This window comes from Pontibacter beigongshangensis (assembly GCF_014332515.1).
Lineage (GTDB): Bacteria > Bacteroidota > Bacteroidia > Cytophagales > Hymenobacteraceae > Pontibacter > Pontibacter beigongshangensis.
On the sequence record NZ_VFSD01000017.1, the window covers coordinates 45,696 to 65,079 of the forward strand.

A 19,384-nucleotide genomic window follows, 5' to 3' on the forward strand; every position below is an offset into this window, starting at 1 on the left:
TTCACAATCCCAAATTGAATAATTAGCACATCAGCACATTAAACCAATAGCACATTAAACTAAATTATGCGAATCAAAATGGCCCTCCGGAGCAATTAGCTGCTCCTGTGGCTGCTGCATCTGGCAGAACTTTGTTAGAACAACGACAAGCATGCGGCCTGTTACCTTAGAACTATAATCAGGCCCCGCATCCGACAAGTTGTTTAAAGGTATAGATTTCTGTCTTAGTAACTGGCCAAGGAACTGATTGTTTATACCGAAGCAACATATTTTAACCTGACGGACAGCCAGGCGCTTGGCCTTACAAATTCAGCCAGGCCCTGAGCAGTTCCAGCTGAGGGCCTGTAGGAGCAGGGGCGGGCTCCAGGCGGTGCATCACAAAACTTTCTGTTGCGGTTACGCGGCCTTTGAGTTTCTTTTTCTTCAGCTTGCCGGCCTTGTTAGGCCGGGCCACCATAAACTCAATTTTGCTTCCGGGAGCGGCCTGCTGCAACTCAACACCGATCACGTCGCGCACTGTTTCGGGAGTTATTTCCTTGCCGTTCATGGAGAGGAGCTGGTCACCGGGCCTGAACCCGATCTTTCGCCCGAATTCATCCATCTCGCCTGTCTCCGCCACCGTAATGCGACCGGTTTCCTGGTCCAGGCCAGGCACGAAGCCACCATAGGAGTTAACGGTTTGGGTGCCGTCGGGCTCGTAGTGGATGCCTACTTTTGCAAATGTCTCCTGTAGTGGCAAGGGCTCCGGACCTTCTACATAACTCCTAAAGAACTCCCTGATCTCCGGATAAGTCAGCTCTGTAATCTTATCAAACAAGGCATCGTCCTGAAAAGGCTGGTCTTTGCCGTAGGTCTTGGCCAGGTCCAGCATCAGGTTGCGCAGCCCGTATTGCCCCTCCGACAGCTCCCGCAGCCGCACATCCAGCGCCAGCCCGATCAGGGCCCCTTTCTGGTATACATTCGGGTACTGCTTTTCGTGTTCCTCCAGTACCCTGGCGCTCATTTCGGTAAAGGGTAGTGTGTCGTTGTAGGTGCTGGCCATGTAGATGTATTCGCGCACTTTGTCCATGTACTCTTCTAGGGAGATAAGCTTTTCGTAGATCTGCACATGGGAGGCAAAGTACTCCGTAACACCCTCGTACAGCCACAGGTGCTTCGACATTTTAGGGTCTATGAAGTCGAAGTTGCCGATCTCCTCAGAATGAATGGCCAACGGGGTCACGATATGGAAAAACTCATGGGCCGCCACATCGCGCACGGTGGAGGTGAATTGTGCTTCGGGCATTTCGGGCAGGAAATAAACCGAGGAGTAAGAATGCTCGAGCGCTCCGTACGAACCGGACTTGCCCACTTTCTCCGGCACGTAGATCAGGAAGGCGTATTTGTCTACGGGCAGGGTGCCGCCCAGGTAGCTGCGCTGTGCCTCCAGTATGTCCTGCACGTTGGCAGCCACGGGCCCGGAAGTTACCTTGCCCGATGGGCTGTACACCGATACCAGGACCTCGGTATTGCCGAGCCGCAGCACGGTAGTGTCGGGCACGTTGTACATCAGGGGGTTATCGGCCAGATCCACGTAGTTGTCGACCAGGAACCTGTCGGAGGTGGCGGTGGTCGATACGGCCTGCAGGGGAGTGGAGCCGTAGAAACCCGACGGTTTGGTGATGTTGAGTTCATAGGGCACCTGCTTCATGTTGTCGAAGTAGCCGATAAAGCCGAAGGTGTTGAGCAGGAAGTTTTTGTTTTCTTCTATGTTGGTGCCGGCCGGTTCAAAAATCACGTCCTCGCGCTTCGGCGTGTCGAAGGTGTCGTCTATCCAGTAGGTTACTTTGTGCAGGGCGGTGGCATTGCTTATTTTCCAGCGGTTCTGGTCCAGTTGCTCCGTTTTGAGTTCCGTGCCATTCTTGTCGAACGCTTTGAATTCGGTTAAAAACTTGCCGAAATCGGAGATAGAGTAGGTGCCGGGTACGATCTTGGGCATGTTATACACAATATCCTGCTGGCTGATAACCGGGGCGAGCATGCTTACCATTACTCTGTCGTTCTGCACCTTTGTCAGGTCGAGAGTAAAGCGGTATTGCCCGGGTTGTTGAGCCAAGGCAGTCAGTTGCAGGAACAGGCTCATCCCCAGGAGTATAAACGTTTTGCGAAGCGTCATGTGCAGGTTTTTTGGTTACGGATAATTAGCTAACGAAAAGGCGGCCATTTTGGGTATGCTGCTGGCAGGCTGCCGCGATTATGCAACTGCTGCGCATGTGCACACTTCGCCAGGTTATAAGGTAGTAATTTCGACTACGTACTTTCATATTACAAATCTGTGAAGAAGGGGCTCTCTACAAAGGTTGTCGAACATCCCGAAGCATTTTTGGTAGGCAATCCTGTTGCCTAAGTCCATTTCAGCAGCAGCAAAAGCAGCAGAGCCTCCGGAGGACAAATTTCATTAGAATAATTTAGTTTAATGTGTTAATTTTTCAATTTGTAAATTTGGAAATAAGAAGATTTGGAAATGAGTGACCTTGGCTATCGAAGAAATCCCAGTCTCTGGCGTGACGCGCCGGGGGAAGGGGGGCCTGCACCCCTGACAGGAGCGAACACAGCGCCGATGGCCAGCGGTGAGGCCTCGCTTATAGAGGGCCCCTTCCCCAGCCGTGAGCGCTCGGGGCCTAATCTATGCAATAAGATAGTTAAGAGGGCTTCGGATAAAGCAGCAGCTAAGACAGATGGAACCAATATTTACCAGAATAGCCACGCCCAAAATATGTAATGCACTCCAATTATTCGCGCCGCTTGAGCAAACTGCACGCCCTTGTTGTTTTGTAAGATAATTGGCTGCAGCAGGCAATCCAGAAGTTCACTCTTAGGGGACAGTGAACGGAAAGGTAATCTGCAAAGCTCTTTTGTTGTGTTATAAGCAGCAGCAGGCAAGTAATCAATTTATCGCTGTCAGATCAGCTGCGGAGTGGCCTTTTCAGTAGAACAATCGCACTGTTCATACCTCAGGCCTAACCCAACCCGAAAAATAAATTGCCTGTTTCTGAAAACAATCTGCCTGCTCAGCTTTTCACGTATATAAGATATTATGCAAGCCTTACCGCCAGCCGGGTCACCACGTCTTAAGAGGAACACGATTATCCTCTCAAGGAGCATGCCTGAAAGTAAAGCGGCAGGCCATAACCCGATGTTAGGCTGCTGCCTTTTTAATAAACCTACTGCTGAGGCCTGACTAACCACATAATTTAACCGATGAACCCCTGTTTATGAACTCAATGATAACCTTTATGCTGCTTACCATGGTGGCACTGCTTGGTTGCCAGTCTCCTGCTGATACCGGGCAGGAAGAGCCGGCACGAGCAAATGTGCGCTACACGGCAGCTACTGGCAACCAGCAAAGACCAGACAACCCCTACTACTCCCGCACCGATACCGCCCGGCTCGAACTCGCTGATTCTACCTGGCGCAGAGTGCTGCCGGCCGATGTGTACCAGATAGCCCGCAGAAAAGGGACGGAGCGTGCTTTTACGGGCCAGTACTGGAACCACACCGGCCTTGGCACCTACTACTGCGGGGCCTGCGGCAACGCCCTTTTCCGCTCCGATGCCAAGTTCGCCAGCGACTGTGGCTGGCCCAGCTTTTTTGAGGTGCTCCGGAAAAATGGGGTCTCATACCAGGATGACCACTCATACGGTATGGAACGGATAGAAGTGCTCTGCGGCCGCTGCGATGCACACTTAGGGCACCTGTTTGATGATGGCCCGCCCCCCACCGGCAAACGCTACTGCATGAACTCCATCGTGCTCGATTTTGAACCGGGCTTATAACCGCTATTGTGCGAAATAGTTAAGGCTTAGGTAGCTTGCATGGCCGCCTGACAACAAGTTTAAAAATCTTATTTAAAATAACAATCGTTTGTTATAAATGTCAGATTAACATTATTAAATTATTTTCGTATTATTGCTCAGGTTTTGGGGAATGTATTTTGACTGAGATGGCAGAAAACATCTTTGTTGGTATGCTTGACTTTCTAATTAAAGCGCGTAGCTTAACAACTCCCTAGAACGAATAGCCTGTCTGTAACTTATGTCATATCAAGTCGATAACGTGCGATTGTTTAGGTGAGGACCAGGTTTGTGTTTTAGTAGCCTGATTATTTCAAGGCGAAGAAGAATCTAGCTGTAAGAATAGGTGTCAAAGATACATTTTACAGATTAAAATCGTTTTAATTTATCCCGTATTTAGCTGACGAAATTTCAAAATTAGCTTGCTTAATTTGAAAATACTAGCCTGATGCCGACGGGTTTTGTAAGTCTTGTAAATGATAAGATTGCCTGTTCTGGGAATAAAAAAACTGGGGCGGAAATGGTAGCTCAAAAGCCCTTTTTGTAAGCCAGACAGAAAACAAATAGACGTTTAAGACCTACTTTTTCTATTTAACGTACTAGACACAAACTACCACGGATCATATATGATAAAAAAACTACTAACGCCCTTTTTCCTTCCACTTAAACAGCCTTTGCCCATCATGCTCTTTCTACAGTTTATGGTGGCTGAATCCTGCCATTTCCGGTTCGTTTTATAACTTAATTACCTACATGCCAAAAGCTTTATGAACAGAACTTTATCAAATCTCTTAACAGGTGTGGCAAGTACAACTGCAACCATTATGCTGGTTCAGTTCGCTTTGCACAGCACCGCTGCGGCTGCCGACAACGACTACCTGCGTTCCCGGCACGCGATCAGCACAGACCTGAGGGTTGCCATAACGGTAACCGGCAAGGTAACAGACGAAAACGGTGCCGGCCTGCCCGGTGTAACGGTTGTCTTAAAAGGGACAACACAGGGTACTGTGACCGACCTGGACGGAAACTTCTCCCTGAACGTGCCTGACGGACAGGAAAACGGCACGCTGGTGTTCTCCTATGTAGGCTATACAGCGCAGGAGGTTCCTGTTAACAACCGCTCTTCTATTAATATCCAGATGGCACCGGATTCCAGAACTCTGGGTGAGGTGGTGGTGATCGGCTACCAGACCATCCGGAAAGAAGACCTGACCGGTGCTGCCTCCGTTATTGCTCCTGAGGAGTCTAACAAAGTAACGGCCGCTACTGTAGCAGAGTCTATTCAGGGCCTGGCGCCAGGTGTTACCGTGCGTAACTCCGGTCGTCCGGGTGCCGGTGCTGCCATCGATATTCGGGGTGTTGCCAGCTTTTCTAATACGAGCCCACTCTACGTAATCGACGGTATGATCGCAGATGCTTCTCCTACCATCAATCCAAACGACATTGAGTCCATCCAGATCCTGAAAGATGCCTCGGCGGCTGCCATTTACGGCTCCAGGGCCGGTAACGGTGTAATTATCATTACCACCAAAAGAGGAGCAGAGGGGCCTGCCAAAATAGGCGTTTCTATTAAGCAGGGTGTGCAGCAAATACCCAAGCTGTGGGATGTGATGAATGCCGAAGAATTTGCGACCACCCAACGCCAGCAGTTCCTTAATTCCGGCGATACCCCTCCCGGCAGCGTTTCGCTTACGCCGCCCCCTGCCACAGGCCCTAACAGCGTAAGGCACTGGACTGTTACAGACACCGACTGGCAGGACGAAACAACGCAGCTCGGAACGCTCTCAGATTATAACGTGACCTTATCTGGCGGTGGCGAGGCAGGTAACTACCTCATCTCCGGTTCTTATTTCACGAACGATGGAGTGGTAAAAGGAAATACCTTCGACCGGGCCAGTGTACGTATAAACACGCAAGGCAAAAAAGGCCGCTTTACCTTTGGCGAGAACCTGGTGCTGACCCACTCCTGGGAAGAGCGCCCGCTGCTGGTGAACCCTTTCTACGACATGCCACAACTGCTGCCGGTTATTCCGGTAAGGCATCCGAACTTAATAACGCCCGAAAACCCTGGTGGCTGGGGCTTAGGCGACCAGACGTTTGCTCCTATTTATGGCTGGAACTACCTGGCCATGAGAGAGCTTTTTGAGTCAACGCATAAGTACTCGAGGGTAGTAGGAAATGCCTATGCTGATGTGGAAATCCTGGACGGCTTAACGTATCGTTTTAACGCCGGTCTGGATGCAGGCTTCGATTTTCATCAGAACGTGCGCCGACAGGGCAACTGGGTGCTGGCGCAGGCGTTTGAGCCTACGCACGTGTATCAGGACAGACAGAATTTTAACACTATTCTGTTAGAGCATACCCTTAATTTCAATAAAACTTTTGATCGCCATAATATTAATGGCGTGGTTGGGTATACGCAGCAGTACAGCCGCAGAGATAGAGTGGAGGCAAGACGTAATGAGCTGGTGAACTTCGGCGGCGAGTACCTGACCACCATCGGGTCTGCCATCGGCGACCAGACATCTGAAGGCGGCGTAATTGAAAATTACCGCATTTTAGGTACACTAGGCCGCCTAAACTATACATACGACAACAAATACCTGTTAACCCTGACTGGCCGTTACGACCAGGACTCACGGTTTGGTGCCGATAACCGCAGCAAATTCTTCCCTTCCATAGCACTTGGCTGGAGAATAAGTGATGAGAATTTCTTTAACGCAGACTGGGTGTCCGACCTAAAACTCAGAGCCTCGTACGGACAGTTAGGTATTGCGGCAGCGCTGGGGGCCTGGGAATATATTGGCGTAATAAACAATAACCCACGAGCAGTTTTTGGGCCAAATAACGATGTGATTACTGTAGGTGCCTATCAGGCAAGCCTGGTGAACCAAGACCTGCGCTGGGAAACCAGAACATCACAAAATATAGGCTTTGATGCTTCCTTGTTTAATAATAAAGTAGTGCTATCTGCCGAATATTATTATTCTCTGTCAGAAGATGTGCTGGTTGATCTGCCGATTCCTTTCTATACAGGAAACCTGGGGGGCAACCCCTTTGTGAACGCAGCCTCTATCAGTAACCGGGGGTTCGAGTTCTCTGCCACTTACCGCAGCCAGGAGAATGCCTTTAAATGGGACGCGTCGGCCAACTTCACCACTATTAAGAATAAAGTAGAAGATGTTGGTAACAGGGGAGAAGGAATAGACTATATCGTGGCCGGAAACACCCGTTCTCAAATAGGCCGGGGTATAGGCGAGTGGTATGTGCTCCGGACAGACGGCATCTTCCAGAGTGAAGAGGAGGTTAGAAACCATGTAAACTCAGATGGTACCATTATTCAGCCCTTCTCCAAGCCAGGCGACATCCGCTTTCAGGACCTGAACGATGATGGCCAGATCAACGACGACGACCGGACTTTTAGTGGGTCGCCCTGGCCAACTTTGCAGACAGGTGCTCAGTTTAACGCCGCATACAGAGGCTTCACCTTTAACCTGCAACTGGTGGGCGTGTTTGGGCACACGGTCTACAACGACGTAAGAAGAATCCTCGATTCTTATGTAAACACCAACTTCCGTCGCGACATCAGCCCCTGGACGCCTGAAAATACCAATACTTCCGACCCAAGACTGGCCCGGAATACAGAGGAAGGTGTCATTTTGAACAACAAAGGTGAAAGCGACCGCTGGCTGGAGAGTGCTTCTTATCTACGCATTCGTAACATCGAAATCGGCTATAACCTGCCAGCCTCATTCCTGAGCAGAATCCATACAAACAATGCCCGTGTGTTTATCAGTGGCCAGAACCTGCTGACCTTTACCGGTTACAGCGGCCTTGACCCCGACGTAACAGGCGTAAGTATTCTGGAGAGAGGGATGGATGCCGGAAACTGGCCAGCCAGCCGTGTATATTCTGTTGGGTTGAATTTTGAGTTTTAAGGATAATTGCAAAGGATTTCTTTATGAAAAAGATACTATATCTATTTATGGCTGCCGGCATGTTCCTGGCCAGTTGCGACAACGACCTGGACATTCCGAACCCAAACAGCCCAACTGTAGACCAGTTCTGGCAAAATAGCACCGATGCGCAACAGGGCATAAATGCGATCTACAGTACCCTGCACCGCGGGCCGATTGTGCTGTGGCAATGGTTCTACTACACTGTTCGATCCGATGAGGCCTTTAGCCGCAGCCCCCGGGTAGACATCCCCAACAACATGGATAAGTTCCTGATTACAAATTACAATTTTGGGGAGCTTAACTGGATATATGGCGATAACTACATCGGTATTTTCAGAGCCAACCAGGCGCTGGCCAATATTCCGGATATTGAAATGGATGAGACCTTAAAAGCCCGGTTATTAGGAGAGGCTAAGTTTTTCAGAGGCTACTTCTACTATAACCTGGCCAGCCTGTACGGAAACGTGCCGCTTATTTTGGAACCATCACGGCCAACCGACCTTCCGGAAAATGCCACCAGAGCAGAAGTTTGGGCACAGGCAGCCAGAGACCTCACAGAAGCTGCAGAGGTCTTGCCAACCAGCTATTCGGGCAATGACTTAGGCCGTGTTACAAAAGGAGCCGCCTATGCATTGCTGGCGAAGGTGTACATGCAGCAGCGCAACTGGGATGCCGCACGGGTGCCGCTGGAGTGGCTCGTGACCGGCGAGGGCAAGGATGTGTATAACCTGGTGCCTGACTTCCGCCATAATTTCCTTTCAACAACCGAAAACAACGTAGAGTCGGTGTTCGAGTGGCAGTTTGCCACCAACGAGTCAGAGTTTACAGACAACGACGTACAGACGCCAAACCATAACTATGGCTCTCCGCTCGCTCAGTTTATTGCGCCGGCAAACGTTGGTTTCTCCGATGCTGAAATACACCGCTGGGTGCTGAATGAGTTTAACGAGCAAACTGCCAACGGTCAGAGAGATCCACGGGTGGCGGCTTCCTTTTTCTTCGATTTTATGGATGAAAGAGGTCCTGCCTCCACTATGATTTACGGGCAGACCTTTGAGCAGCGGTATGGTGCCACAGACAACAGAGTCTGGTTACGCAAATTTTCTAATGATGCCGAGCCCGGACGTAACGGCGAAGGTTTCCGATCGGCCAACAATTACCGCTATATCCGGTATGCCGACGTGTTGCTGATGTATGCTGAAGTGCTGAACGAACTTGGCAGAACGGCAGAGGCTTATCCGCATGTGGATCGTGTACGTCAAAGAGCTGGCTTGCGCACCCTCACCCAGGCTAAACCAGGCCTGAGCCAGGAGGCATTTCGCCTGCAGATAGAGCATGAGCGCGTAACCGAGCTGGCCGGCGAAGGCCACCGCTGGAACGACCTGGACCGCTGGGGCTATTTCGAAAATGAGGAAAAGCTGAAAGTGCTTATTCAACGGGACCCGGCCTTCAGCACGTTCAGGTTAGATCGCCACAGGATCCTGCCGCTGCCGCAACGAGACGTGGATATTAACCCGAACTTAAAACAAAACCCGAATTACTAATTTAAGGTGCTTCCTGTCAGGGCCCGCTTTATGTCTGAAAAGGCATGGCAGGGCCCTGACTTTTTTTGATCCTTTGGCAAACCATGTTCAGAGGCGTCCGGATGGCAGATAAAAGTGGAGCCAGCACTTCGGGATAATGAAAAGCCAACCCGGCACGGAGCAGCAGCAGAACCTCCGGAGGGCCATTTTTATTAGAATAATCCGTATACAGGAAACATCTGGTGTAGGCACCGAACCCCTGGAAAAGTGCCGGGAGCAGCTGCACAGTTGCCCATAAAAAAGCGCATATGACATACATGCTTATGAGAACTCCCCAAATTTTATTTTTCGCATTGTATTGTTTCCTGCTGTGTAGCGGCGCAGGTTGCAAAAACGACTCAGACCCTGGCCAGAACACCACTACCCCGCCACCCGCCGGCCCCGAAACAACTTTTACCAACCCGCTGCTCCCCAGCGGCCCCGACCCCTGGGTGGCGCAGAAAGACAGCTTCTACTACTACACCCACACCTTAGGAAACCGCATTGCGCTGGCCAGGACCAGGCACATGTCGCAGCTCAGAGAGGCGCCGCTGCAAACCATCTGGACTCCTCCTGCGCAGTGGCTTTACTCCCGCAACCTGTGGGCCCCGGAACTGCACTTTGTCGATGGCAAGTGGTATGTCTATTTTGCCGCTGATGGAGGGCAGGACAAAGACCATCGGATGTACGTGCTGGAAAACGCCTCGGCAGACCCTACCACCGGCACCTGGGAGTTTAAAGGCAAGATTGCAGACTCCTCCGACAAATGGGCCATAGACGGAACCGTGCTGGAGCACAACGGGAAACAGTATTTTCTATGGTCGGGATGGCGCGGCGACAATGACCCCGGCGTACAGCAGCTCTACATAGCCCGCATGACCAACCCCTGGACCCTGGAAGGCGAAAGAGTGATGCTATCGGAGCCGGTGTACCCCTGGGAGCGGAATGGACTGGTAAACGAGGGGCCGCAGGTGCTGAAGAACAAAGCTGGCCAGGTTTTCCTGATCTACTCCGCCAGCGGCTGCTGGACCGACGATTACGCCCTGGGGATGCTGACCTTAAAAGAGGGCGGAGACCCCTTAAAGCCAGCCGACTGGACTAAAAAACCGAACCCTGTCTTTTCAAAAAGTCCGGCAGGCAATGCCTATGGTCCGGGCCACAACGGCTTCTTTACATCGCCTGACGGCACCGAAGACTGGATCATTTACCACGCCAACTCATCGCCGGGGCAGGGCTGCAGTGGTGGCCGCAGCCCCCGCATGCAAAAATTTACCTGGAACACGGACGGAACGCCAAATTTTGGGGAGCCTGTTTCCCTGAGTTCCCAAATTAGCCGGCCATCAGGAGAGGTGAAATAGCGATAAGTGCAATTAGATTTTCTGAAGGTAAAGTTGGTGCTTTTCTGATTCTTTACCTGTTCCTGTTGTAAAAAAACGAAACACCGGCAGAGGCTCAGGAGGGCTGTTTTCATTAGAATAATTTAGTTTAATGTGCTGATGTACTAATTGTTCAAGTTGGAAGTTTTCAATTTAAAGATTTGAAGATGAGAAGATTTGGAAATGAAGGACCTGAGCTGGCTATCTCACGAATCCCAGCCGTGAGCGCTAAGACTTTCACCATACAACAAGGTAGCATAAAGGCACCGAGTCCAGCAGCAGCTAAGACCGTTGGCACCAATAGGTATTGGAATATGCCTCTCCTTACATATGCAGGCACTAGAATAATTGCGGTTCAATTTTATATATAAAATTAGAAGTGTATAGAATTATTCTGAAAGAGAAGGATAAAACAAAACTGTTTTGCGCTGTGGGCATTCTGAAATTTTTAAATTCTATAAATTCTTGGGGTAGGGGGCCTATAGAAAGGTTCTGCCAAAAAAATTTGCAAAAGCTCCCCTTGCTCCGAGATTGTTTTTTGAAATGGAACTGAGAGAGCTGCCAATAAAAGTTCATCATACCCATACCAGCCACGTCAACATACCCATAAAAACATGAGAAAAAAACGCATCCTTTTCCTGTTTGTCCTGCTCTTGCAGGCAGGTTTACTTGCCGCCCAAGCTTCCAAGTGGCAGCCTGTGGCAGGGAAGATTATGAGCCCCTGGGCCGAAAAAGTAAATCCAGCCGACCCCTTGCCGGAGTACCCGCGTCCGCAGCTCGTGCGCGACAATAACTGGCAGAACCTCAATGGCCTTTGGGAGTACGCCATCCTGCCAAAGGCGCAGCAGGAAACCAGACCCACTGCCTTCGATGGCAACATCTTGGTGCCCTACCCGGTAGAGTCGGCGCTGTCGGGCGTTGGCAAAACAGTGGGAGCGGAGCAGGTGCTGTGGTACAGGCGGCTGGTGCAGGTGCCCGCCAAACTGCGTCGGCAGAAGGTGCTGCTGCATTTCGGAGCCGTAGACTGGCAGTGCGATGTGTATGTGAACGGCAAGAAGGCCGGCAGCCACCAGGGTGGCTACGACCCTTTCAGTTTTGATATCACGCCGCTGCTCAACAACACCAATCAGCAGGAAATTACCATCAGCGTCTGGGACCCCAGCGACGACGGCCCGCAACCACGCGGTAAGCAGGTAAAGAAACCGGAGTCTATCTGGTACACGCCTGTAACCGGCATCTGGCAGACGGTCTGGCTGGAGGCAGTGCCTCAGACGTATATCGCCGCCACGCGCCAAACACCATCGGTAGATGCGGGCACTGTAACCATAACAGCAAACGTGCCGCAGGCGCAGGCAAATGATAAAATCAGGGTATCGGCCTGGGAAGGAAAGAAGAAGATAGCCGAGCAGGAGGTAGCAGCCAACGCCGAAGCCAATCTGAAACTCCCGAATCCAAAGCGCTGGTCTCCTGGTAATCCACATTTATACGACCTGCAGGTGGCCCTGGTGCGAAACAACAAGGTGCTGGACCAGGTGAAGAGCTACTTTGCCATGCGCAAGATCAGCATGGAGCCCGATGCCAACGGCATTCAGCGCATGCTGCTCAACAACGAGTTCGTGTTTCAATTCGGCCCGCTCGACCAGGGTTGGTGGCCCGATGGATTATACACAGCTCCCACAGAAGATGCCCTTTTGTTTGATATTGAAAAGACAAAGGAAATGGGCTTTAACATGATTCGGAAGCACGTAAAGGTGGAGCCTGCCCGCTGGTATTACCACTGCGACCGCCTGGGCATGCTGGTGTGGCAGGACATGCCCAACGGCGACTGGGGCCAGTTCTGGGAGAACAACCCGGGTATTGAAGGTCGCGGCGGCGACATGGAGCGCACCACGGAGTCAGAACAGATTTTCCGGACCGAGTGGGCCGAGATAATGGATGACCTGCACAACTTTCCGAGCATTGTGGTGTGGGTGCCGTTCAACGAAGCCTGGGGCCAGTTCAAAACTGTGGAGATAACTGAGTGGACGATGCAGCGCGACCCATCCAGGCTGGTGAACAGCGCCAGTGGCGGCAACTTCCACCCGGTGGGCCATATCATAGACCTGCACAACTACCCCGACCCGGCCATGCCCCGTGCCGACCTCTTCGGGCAGAAGCAGATTTTGGCGCTGGGAGAATATGGCGGCCTGGGTTTGCCCATAGAAGGCCATACCTGGCAGGAAAAAGACAATTGGGGCTACCAGAGTTTTAAAAGTGCAGATGAGCTCTTTAAACGCTACAGCTCCTTTATCGACAGGCTGGAAGAACTCATCCCGAGAGGCTTGTCGGCAGCCATCTACACCCAGACCACCGATGTGGAAATAGAAACGAACGGCCTCATCACCTACGACCGTAAAGTAATAAAAGTGCCGGTAGAGAAGCTGAAGCAAGTCCATGCCAAACTCTACAACCCAAGTCTGGTGAAAATGAAGTAGCGGGAGGAGAGGGCTCGCTGTCAGTGTGGTTTGGACGAACAGGCATCAGCTTCTTCATGGGTTCCGTTTAGGTATGCCCAAATGGATGCTGACAAAATATGGCCATGAAAAGAGCCCAGGAAGCCTCTGGAGGGCCATTTTTATTTAAATAATTGCTCTCTTATACAACTGAATTTGCTGGCATGCACTTTACCTGTCTTGCTGCATCTAAACTTTAATTATAAAATTTAATTTCAGGAAACATGACATATCAGACTCCAAAGTGGCTGCTGTTGCTCCTAGCCTTTACTGCCTGTAATTCGGCCTCTGATCAGACCGCAGACGGTCAGCAGGCAGCGCAGCAGGAGCAGCGCTACACCGGCAACCCGATTCTGCCCGGCAATTTTGCGGACCCGCACATTCTGCAGCACCAGGACACGTTTTACATCTACGCCACCACCGGCGCCGAAGCCACCGTCTGGCGCTCTGCCGATTTCGTGAACTGGAAACTCACCAAGCTGAACTGGCCCACCAGCATGCAGCAACCCGACATCTGGGCACCGGGCATTACCAAAGGAACAGATGGCAGGTTCTACCTCTACACCTCCACCAACCACAACATTTATGCTGGCGTGGCTGACCATCCGCTGGGGCCATTTGCCAACCTGCTGGGTGGCGACAGCATCTTTATCAAAAACCGGCAGTGGTGGGAGAAGATGCACAGCATCGATGCTGACCCCTTTGTAGACGACGATGGGCAGGCCTACCTCTACTGGGGCTCCGGCTTCGACTTTAAGGATGGCATTTGCGCCGTGGGCTTGCTCAACAACGACATGGCCTCTTTTAAAAAGCAGCCTGAACTTATTACGCCCGAAGGCTATTTTGAAGCCCCGCACATGATGAAGCGCAACGACATCTACTACCTGATGTACTCCGATGGCCTCTACTACGACTCCACCTACAAAGTGCGCTACGCCATGTCCGACAAGCCCACCGGTCCGTTTAAGCAGGGCAAGAATAGCCCCATCCTCAAGGCCACGCCCGATGGCAAGATCAGTGGCCCGGGCCATCATTCTACCATCAAACTCAGAGATGAGTACTACATGGTGTACCACCGCCATGTGTACCCTTTTTACAAAGGCATCCGGCAGGTGTGTATCGATAAGATGGAGTTTGAAGAGGATGGGGCTATAAAACGGATGGTCGCCACACAGGAAGGAATTCCGCTGGATTTTGCAAAGTCGAAGCCCGGCCGTCGGCAACTCCACCCGGTAGCCGTAGAGGCCTCTGGCACGGTAGGGCCGCTATACGATGCGGGCAGGGCCATCGATGAAAATAACGGCACCCTGTGGGCAGTCGATAAAAATGCGTCGAATGCCTGGCTGAGAGCCGATTTAGGCAAAGAAGAAACAGTGCGTGCGGTGTCGCCGGTGTTTGATGAGGTAATGGGCAATTACGATTATAGCATAGAAAGCTCAACCGACGGAGAGAACTGGAGCCCCTATGCCAAAGGCAACAATGCCACCGCCACGGAATGGCCCGTAGAGCACCAGAGAGAAGCAAAAGCCCGGTTTATCAGAATACAAATAACCAACAACATGCCGCACGCTGAACGGACAGGGCTGTGGGAGCTGAAGCTGTATTAAGTTAAAGTAGGCGCACAAAAAGCCTGAGCGCAAACCACGCGGCAGTTAGAAATTATTCTAATGAAAATGCCCTTCCGGAGGCCTTTGGTACTGCCGCTGCTCCTAAGCTATCTTAAGCTATATAATGAGCGTCTGTAATCAAATATCTTATTTCCTGAACTTAACTCTCAACCCATGAAAAAGCACTTTTTCATATTCCTTTACAGCTGTTTGCTGCTCTCCTGCAGCAGCAACAGGTCAGAAGAGGCAGTAGAAGACGCTACGGTTGCTGCCGCCTCAGGCACCACGTATACCAACCCCGTGCTTCCCGGCGATTATGCTGACCCCTCGGTGGTGCGGGTAGGAGACGACTACTGGGCCACCGCCACCTCCTCCGAATGGGCGCCGCTGTTCCCGCTGCTGCATTCCAAAGACCTGGTAAACTGGGAGACTGTAGGCCACGTGTTCCCGGAAAACCTGCCCGAGTGGGCCGAGGCGCATTTCTGGGCTCCGGAGATTGCCTACGAAAACGGGAAATACTACATCTATTACACCGCTAAAAAGAAAGGCGGCAACCTGTGTGTGGGCGTAGCCAGCGCCACCAGCGCTACCGGCCCCTATACCGATCACGGCCCCTTAATTTGCCAGGAAGTCGGCTCCATAGATGGTTTTGAGATAAGAGACGAGAAAGGCGATCTGTACCTGGTCTGGAAAGAAGACGGGAACAGCCGGGGCCTGCCAACGCCCATCTGGGCCCAGCAAATGAACGAGGAGCGCACCGCCCTCACCGGCCAGATGTTCGAGATGTTTCGCAACGATCCCGACTCCTGGGAGGGAGGCCTGGTGGAAGGATCGGCCATTGTACGCAGAAACGGTTACTATTACCATTTCTATGCCGGCGATGCCTGCTGCGGCCGCGAGTGCACCTATGGTATAGGCGTGGCAAGGGCCAAAACTTTGCAGGGCCCCTGGGAGAAGCACCTCGAGAACCCGATTATGCAGAAAAACGACGACTGGAAGTGCCCCGGCCATGGAACAGTGGTAACAGACGCCAGCGGACAGGATTATATGCTCTACCATGCCTACAGCACCAGCGCCTCGGTATACCCGGGCCGCCAGGGAATGCTGGATAAGATCTTGTGGGAAGAGAATGGATGGCCACGCTTCGAGACCAACTCACCCGCCATCAGTGCCTCGCTTGCGCATAAGGCGGCTGCCACTACTGCCACAGCCAGAGAGGTGCAGGAAGAATTCATGGAAGCCGAACTCTCGCAGCGGTGGCAGTGGCCGGTAGGGCAGAAGCCAACCTTTAGCCTTACGGCAGGTTCTGAGGGTACGCTTGCCCTCACAGCCTCTCCCGACAGAATTGGGGCAACACTGGCACAACGCACCTTGCAGGCCGATTATACAGCCACTACTGCCATTCAGAAAAGCTCCCTGCCTGCAGGCGTCATGGCAGGTTTAACAGCCATAGGCGATCAGGAAAATGCCGTGGGGGTGGCCTTGCGGAACGACGAGATCGTGCTCTGGTCTGTAAGAGGAGGCAAAGAGGAAACTGTGGCAAAAACAGCGGCTCCAAAAGCAGGTATTATTCAGCTCAGGCTCATAACCACCCAAGGAGATCAAATGACCTTTGCCTGGAGCACCGACGGTGCCACCTGGAACGACCTGCATGGCGGAAAGGCGGTAAACGCCGACTACCTTCCACCCTGGGACAGAGGCGTGCGCGTGGGGCTTACTGCCAAAGGACCTGCCACTGCTACAGCCACCTTCAACTGGTTCAGGATGAGCGTGTCGGAGCAAGAGTAGACTCGCCGGGTTGAGCAGGTTGCTTACAAGGTGCACCTGCTCAACCCGGCCGGGCTTTCAGTGTCCGCGGTCGGAGGTCAGTTTCTCAAACAGAAAGGTGTAAAAAAACGCCTTGTCTACGTTTGTGGCTACCTGCACCCACTGCCCCGTGCCGGGAGCACGGAAAACCTTTCCTGCCGATGGCCCGGCCGTTACAACATCCAGCTCCATTTCCTGCAGCGTAAAAGCCTCCGGAATAGCCAGGTAGCTGGAGGTGAGCACATCCCACATAAAGTAGGTGTAGTCGTAAGAAGGAATCGTGTCGATGGTGGTGGCCCAGAACTGACCAGCCAGGTGCGCATAAAAAGCCGAAGCCTGTGCCGCCAGCTTTCTCAGGAACTCGAACGTTACCGGCACATGGTTAGCAGTATCCAGTGGCACGATGGTGAGCGGTATGCCAGCCTTAAAGAGCTTGCCGGCAGAAGCCGGGTCCCAGAAAACATTCCATTCCGCGGTGCCGTCGTGGTTGTAGGTGCGCACATTGCCATGCACGTCTATGGCGCCGCCCATCCATACAATCTCCTTTATTTTGGTTTTGATCCCGGGATGTTTCTCAAACGCCAGTACCAGGTTGGAGCAGGGACCTGTCAGGAGCACTGTTACCGGCACAAGGGCAGCAGACAATTTACGGACGAAAAAATCACAGCTGTTCTCGGCGTGCTCAAGCTTCTGCGGGCAAGCCACATTAATCAGATCAGGGAGGGCATTGAGCATTTTAGGTTTGGCACGCCAGTCGGCCGGGAAGGCGTTAATGCCATGGTAATGGCCCACGCTTACTTCTATGTGCTTCTTATCCGTAAGAGATAGAAGCTTATGCGTTGTTTCGAAGGCGGTTTCAGCGTAGCAATCGGCCGGTGTAATAGAGATGCCTGTCAGTTCTGCCTCATCCAGCAGCAGGAGCAGGAGCAGCGAAAGGAAATCGTCAACACCGCCATCATGATCGAACAGGACAGGCCTGGGAAGTTGCGCAGTTGTTTGGTTCATGCGGCAATATAGCACATGATCTTCGGGGAAGGAATCCAGGATAAAGGAGAGAAGCGTTTTAGCCCGATTATTCTAATGAAAAAGCCCCTCCGGAGGCACTGCTGCCCCTGCTGCTGCTGTCCAGAGCCACACCTTTATAAAAAGTAATTAGAAATTCACTCATTCATTCATTCATTCATTCATTCACTCACTTAAAATTCAAGCCTTCGCTATCGCCTGTTTTATCACCTGCGTCAGTTGGTGGCCCGGCACGGCACCGGCCTGTTTCCAGACGATCTGCCCGTTATGGAAAAGGATAAAAGTGGGCACACCCTGCACCCGGTACTGGCTGGCAGCGGCCTGGTTGTGGTCTACGTTCACTTTCAGCACCTTTAGCTTGCCCGAAAACTCTTTTGCCACCTGCTCCACAATAGGGTTCATGGTTTTGCAGGGGCCGCACCAATCAGCGTAAAAATCGACCAGCACCGGCATGCCCGGGCTATTGATGAGTTCATTAAAGGATTTCTTTGCCATATTGCCCAACATAAATTAAAAAATGCTACCCTTTCTGATACGGCAGCAACACAAAAATGATCGCTCTCCGAGCGCCTCGAGCAGCTAAAACGGACAAATAGATGAAGCCTGCAGCGCGATTTTGAACGTGCGCATACCCTTAAAAATGAGAAGTTTGTAGTTGCCTAAAGGTTGAAATCAAAAAAATGGCAGCGACGCGGGATATTACATTTTATATTTGCTATATTTAAGCTTACATAAACCCAAACCGACTATATGGCAGTTTTTAACGGAAACGAAGGGGGCGAAATAGATCTGGCCACCGCCCAGGCATGGACGCAGAATTACCGCGACATGCATAAAAATGAAGACGTGGTAAAAGCTCACTTTTTTGGACGCGAGGTGCTGCAGCGGCTGCTGGCGCAGGACGGTTGCATGGGCGCCAGAATGTATTACGGCATAGACGACTCCGGTAAAAAACAACTGATCCTGATTGGCGTGGATGCGGATGGAAATGATCAGGAAGATGGAATAGTTTTGGATAAGTCATCCAGTTGTCCTCCATACTGTAGTGTTGGCTCGTTGGCAGGTAAGTAATTTTGAATGGCCATTTTATTCAACATAATTAAGGAACTTTCTGCTTTTAGTATTCTGGCCCCTCTTTTGTATAGTCTGAGCCTGCTCCGCACCACAAAGCACAGGCTTATTTTGCAGATCTTCTGGTTTTCTGTTCTTATTGCACTGGTAGAAGCAGGCGGATGGATAACAGCAGCGCATCAGCAGAACAACCTCTGGATGTCTCATGTGTACGTGCCGGTAGAGTATGCGATTCTGGCCTTCATTTACTATTACGCCTTTGATGCTGCCAGCGTACGAAGGTTAATTTTGATCTCTATCATATTCTTTTTCCTGTTTAGTGCCTTTAATGTGCTATATTTGGAGGGCCTTACCACCTATAATTCTTACCCAAGGTCTATAGAGAGCGTTTTCATGGTTGGTCTGGCTATGTTGTATTTTTACCAGAAGCTAAAGCGCATCGACCAGAAAGAGTTGTTTGATGACCCCTATTTTATGTTGAGTGCGGGGGTGATGTTTTATTTTGCGGTTTCATCGGTGTATAACTCACTTTTTAATGTCATGCTGGACTATCCGAGGGAGTACATGATGCTGAGTATGATTGCTGTTAATTTTTCGAATATAATTTTTAATATAGTGCTGGTGTTAGTGCTAAGGAGAGTGCCGAAGGGGTGAG

The 19,384-nt window shown here is 51.4% G+C and carries 12 protein-coding genes; 9 read left to right on the forward strand and 3 right to left on the reverse strand.

The window, feature by feature from the left end:
• Positions 1-301: 301 nt before the first annotated feature.
• Complete coding sequence (locus FJM74_RS14355) at positions 302-2,155, reverse strand: M61 family metallopeptidase (RefSeq protein ID WP_187263313.1); 1,854 nt, start codon at positions 2,153-2,155, stop codon at positions 302-304.
• A gap of 1,099 nt (positions 2,156-3,254) precedes the next feature.
• Here FJM74_RS14355 and msrB point away from each other — a divergent pair.
• The 7 genes from msrB to FJM74_RS14390 all read left to right on the forward strand — a co-directional run bounded on the left by msrB (position 3,255) and on the right by FJM74_RS14390 (position 16,617).
• Positions 3,255-3,815, forward strand: a complete 561-nt coding sequence (msrB, locus tag FJM74_RS14360) for a peptide-methionine (R)-S-oxide reductase MsrB (RefSeq protein ID WP_187263314.1) — start codon at positions 3,255-3,257, stop codon at positions 3,813-3,815.
• 785 nt (positions 3,816-4,600) lie between these two features.
• Positions 4,601-7,771, forward strand: a complete 3,171-nt coding sequence (locus FJM74_RS14365) for a SusC/RagA family TonB-linked outer membrane protein (protein ID WP_241739178.1) — start codon at positions 4,601-4,603, stop codon at positions 7,769-7,771.
• Positions 7,772-7,794: 23 nt separating this feature from the next.
• Positions 7,795-9,336 carry a RagB/SusD family nutrient uptake outer membrane protein gene (locus FJM74_RS14370; protein WP_187263315.1) on the forward strand — a complete coding sequence of 514 codons (1,542 nt, stop codon included), beginning with the start codon at positions 7,795-7,797 and terminating at the stop codon, positions 9,334-9,336.
• Positions 9,337-9,638: 302 nt separating this feature from the next.
• Complete coding sequence (locus FJM74_RS14375; RefSeq protein WP_187263316.1) at positions 9,639-10,712, forward strand: glycoside hydrolase family 43 protein; 1,074 nt, start codon at positions 9,639-9,641, stop codon at positions 10,710-10,712.
• A gap of 632 nt (positions 10,713-11,344) precedes the next feature.
• Positions 11,345-13,204, forward strand: a complete 1,860-nt coding sequence (locus FJM74_RS14380; protein ID WP_187263317.1) for a glycoside hydrolase family 2 protein — start codon at positions 11,345-11,347, stop codon at positions 13,202-13,204.
• A 242-nt stretch (positions 13,205-13,446) separates the two neighbouring features.
• Complete coding sequence (locus FJM74_RS14385; protein WP_187263318.1) at positions 13,447-14,829, forward strand: family 43 glycosylhydrolase; 1,383 nt, start codon at positions 13,447-13,449, stop codon at positions 14,827-14,829.
• A 174-nt stretch (positions 14,830-15,003) separates the two neighbouring features.
• Entirely contained in the window at positions 15,004-16,617 is a 1,614-nt protein-coding gene (locus FJM74_RS14390; RefSeq protein ID WP_187263319.1) for a family 43 glycosylhydrolase, read from the forward strand.
• Positions 16,618-16,674: 57 nt separating this feature from the next.
• Here FJM74_RS14390 and FJM74_RS14395 read toward each other — a convergent pair whose 3' ends face one another.
• Positions 16,675-17,640: a nucleoside hydrolase gene (locus FJM74_RS14395; protein WP_187263320.1), complete on the reverse strand. Its 966-nt coding sequence runs from the start codon at positions 17,638-17,640 to the stop codon at positions 16,675-16,677.
• Positions 17,641-17,838: 198 nt separating this feature from the next.
• A complete protein-coding gene (trxA, locus tag FJM74_RS14400) occupies positions 17,839-18,153 on the reverse strand; it encodes a thioredoxin (protein WP_187263321.1) in 315 nt (104 codons plus the stop codon).
• Between the two features lie 255 nt (positions 18,154-18,408).
• Between trxA and FJM74_RS14405 the strand changes: the two genes are divergently transcribed.
• On the forward strand, positions 18,409-18,729 hold the full coding sequence (locus FJM74_RS14405; protein WP_187263322.1) for a hypothetical protein: 321 nt from the start codon (positions 18,409-18,411) through the stop codon (positions 18,727-18,729).
• Positions 18,730-18,735: 6 nt separating this feature from the next.
• Positions 18,736-19,383 carry a hypothetical protein gene (locus FJM74_RS14410; protein ID WP_187263323.1) on the forward strand — a complete coding sequence of 216 codons (648 nt, stop codon included), beginning with the start codon at positions 18,736-18,738 and terminating at the stop codon, positions 19,381-19,383.
• Position 19,384 lies beyond the last annotated feature (1 nt).

Excerpts from the sequence above, each read along its gene's own strand:
- FJM74_RS14355 (WP_187263313.1), bottom strand. The coding sequence starts at position 2,155 with ATGACGCTTCGCAAAACGTTTATACTCCTGGGGATGAGCCTGTTCCTG.
- msrB (WP_187263314.1), top strand. The coding sequence starts at position 3,255 with ATGAACTCAATGATAACCTTTATGCTGCTTACCATGGTGGCACTGCTT.
- FJM74_RS14365 (WP_241739178.1), top strand. The coding sequence starts at position 4,601 with ATGAACAGAACTTTATCAAATCTCTTAACAGGTGTGGCAAGTACAACT.
- FJM74_RS14370 (WP_187263315.1), top strand. The coding sequence starts at position 7,795 with ATGAAAAAGATACTATATCTATTTATGGCTGCCGGCATGTTCCTGGCC.
- FJM74_RS14375 (WP_187263316.1), top strand. The coding sequence starts at position 9,639 with ATGAGAACTCCCCAAATTTTATTTTTCGCATTGTATTGTTTCCTGCTG.
- FJM74_RS14380 (WP_187263317.1), top strand. The coding sequence starts at position 11,345 with ATGAGAAAAAAACGCATCCTTTTCCTGTTTGTCCTGCTCTTGCAGGCA.
- FJM74_RS14385 (WP_187263318.1), top strand. The coding sequence starts at position 13,447 with ATGACATATCAGACTCCAAAGTGGCTGCTGTTGCTCCTAGCCTTTACT.
- FJM74_RS14390 (WP_187263319.1), top strand. The coding sequence starts at position 15,004 with ATGAAAAAGCACTTTTTCATATTCCTTTACAGCTGTTTGCTGCTCTCC.
- FJM74_RS14395 (WP_187263320.1), bottom strand. The coding sequence starts at position 17,640 with ATGAACCAAACAACTGCGCAACTTCCCAGGCCTGTCCTGTTCGATCAT.
- trxA (WP_187263321.1), bottom strand. The coding sequence starts at position 18,153 with ATGGCAAAGAAATCCTTTAATGAACTCATCAATAGCCCGGGCATGCCG.
- FJM74_RS14405 (WP_187263322.1), top strand. The coding sequence starts at position 18,409 with ATGGCAGTTTTTAACGGAAACGAAGGGGGCGAAATAGATCTGGCCACC.
- FJM74_RS14410 (WP_187263323.1), top strand. The coding sequence starts at position 18,736 with ATGGCCATTTTATTCAACATAATTAAGGAACTTTCTGCTTTTAGTATT.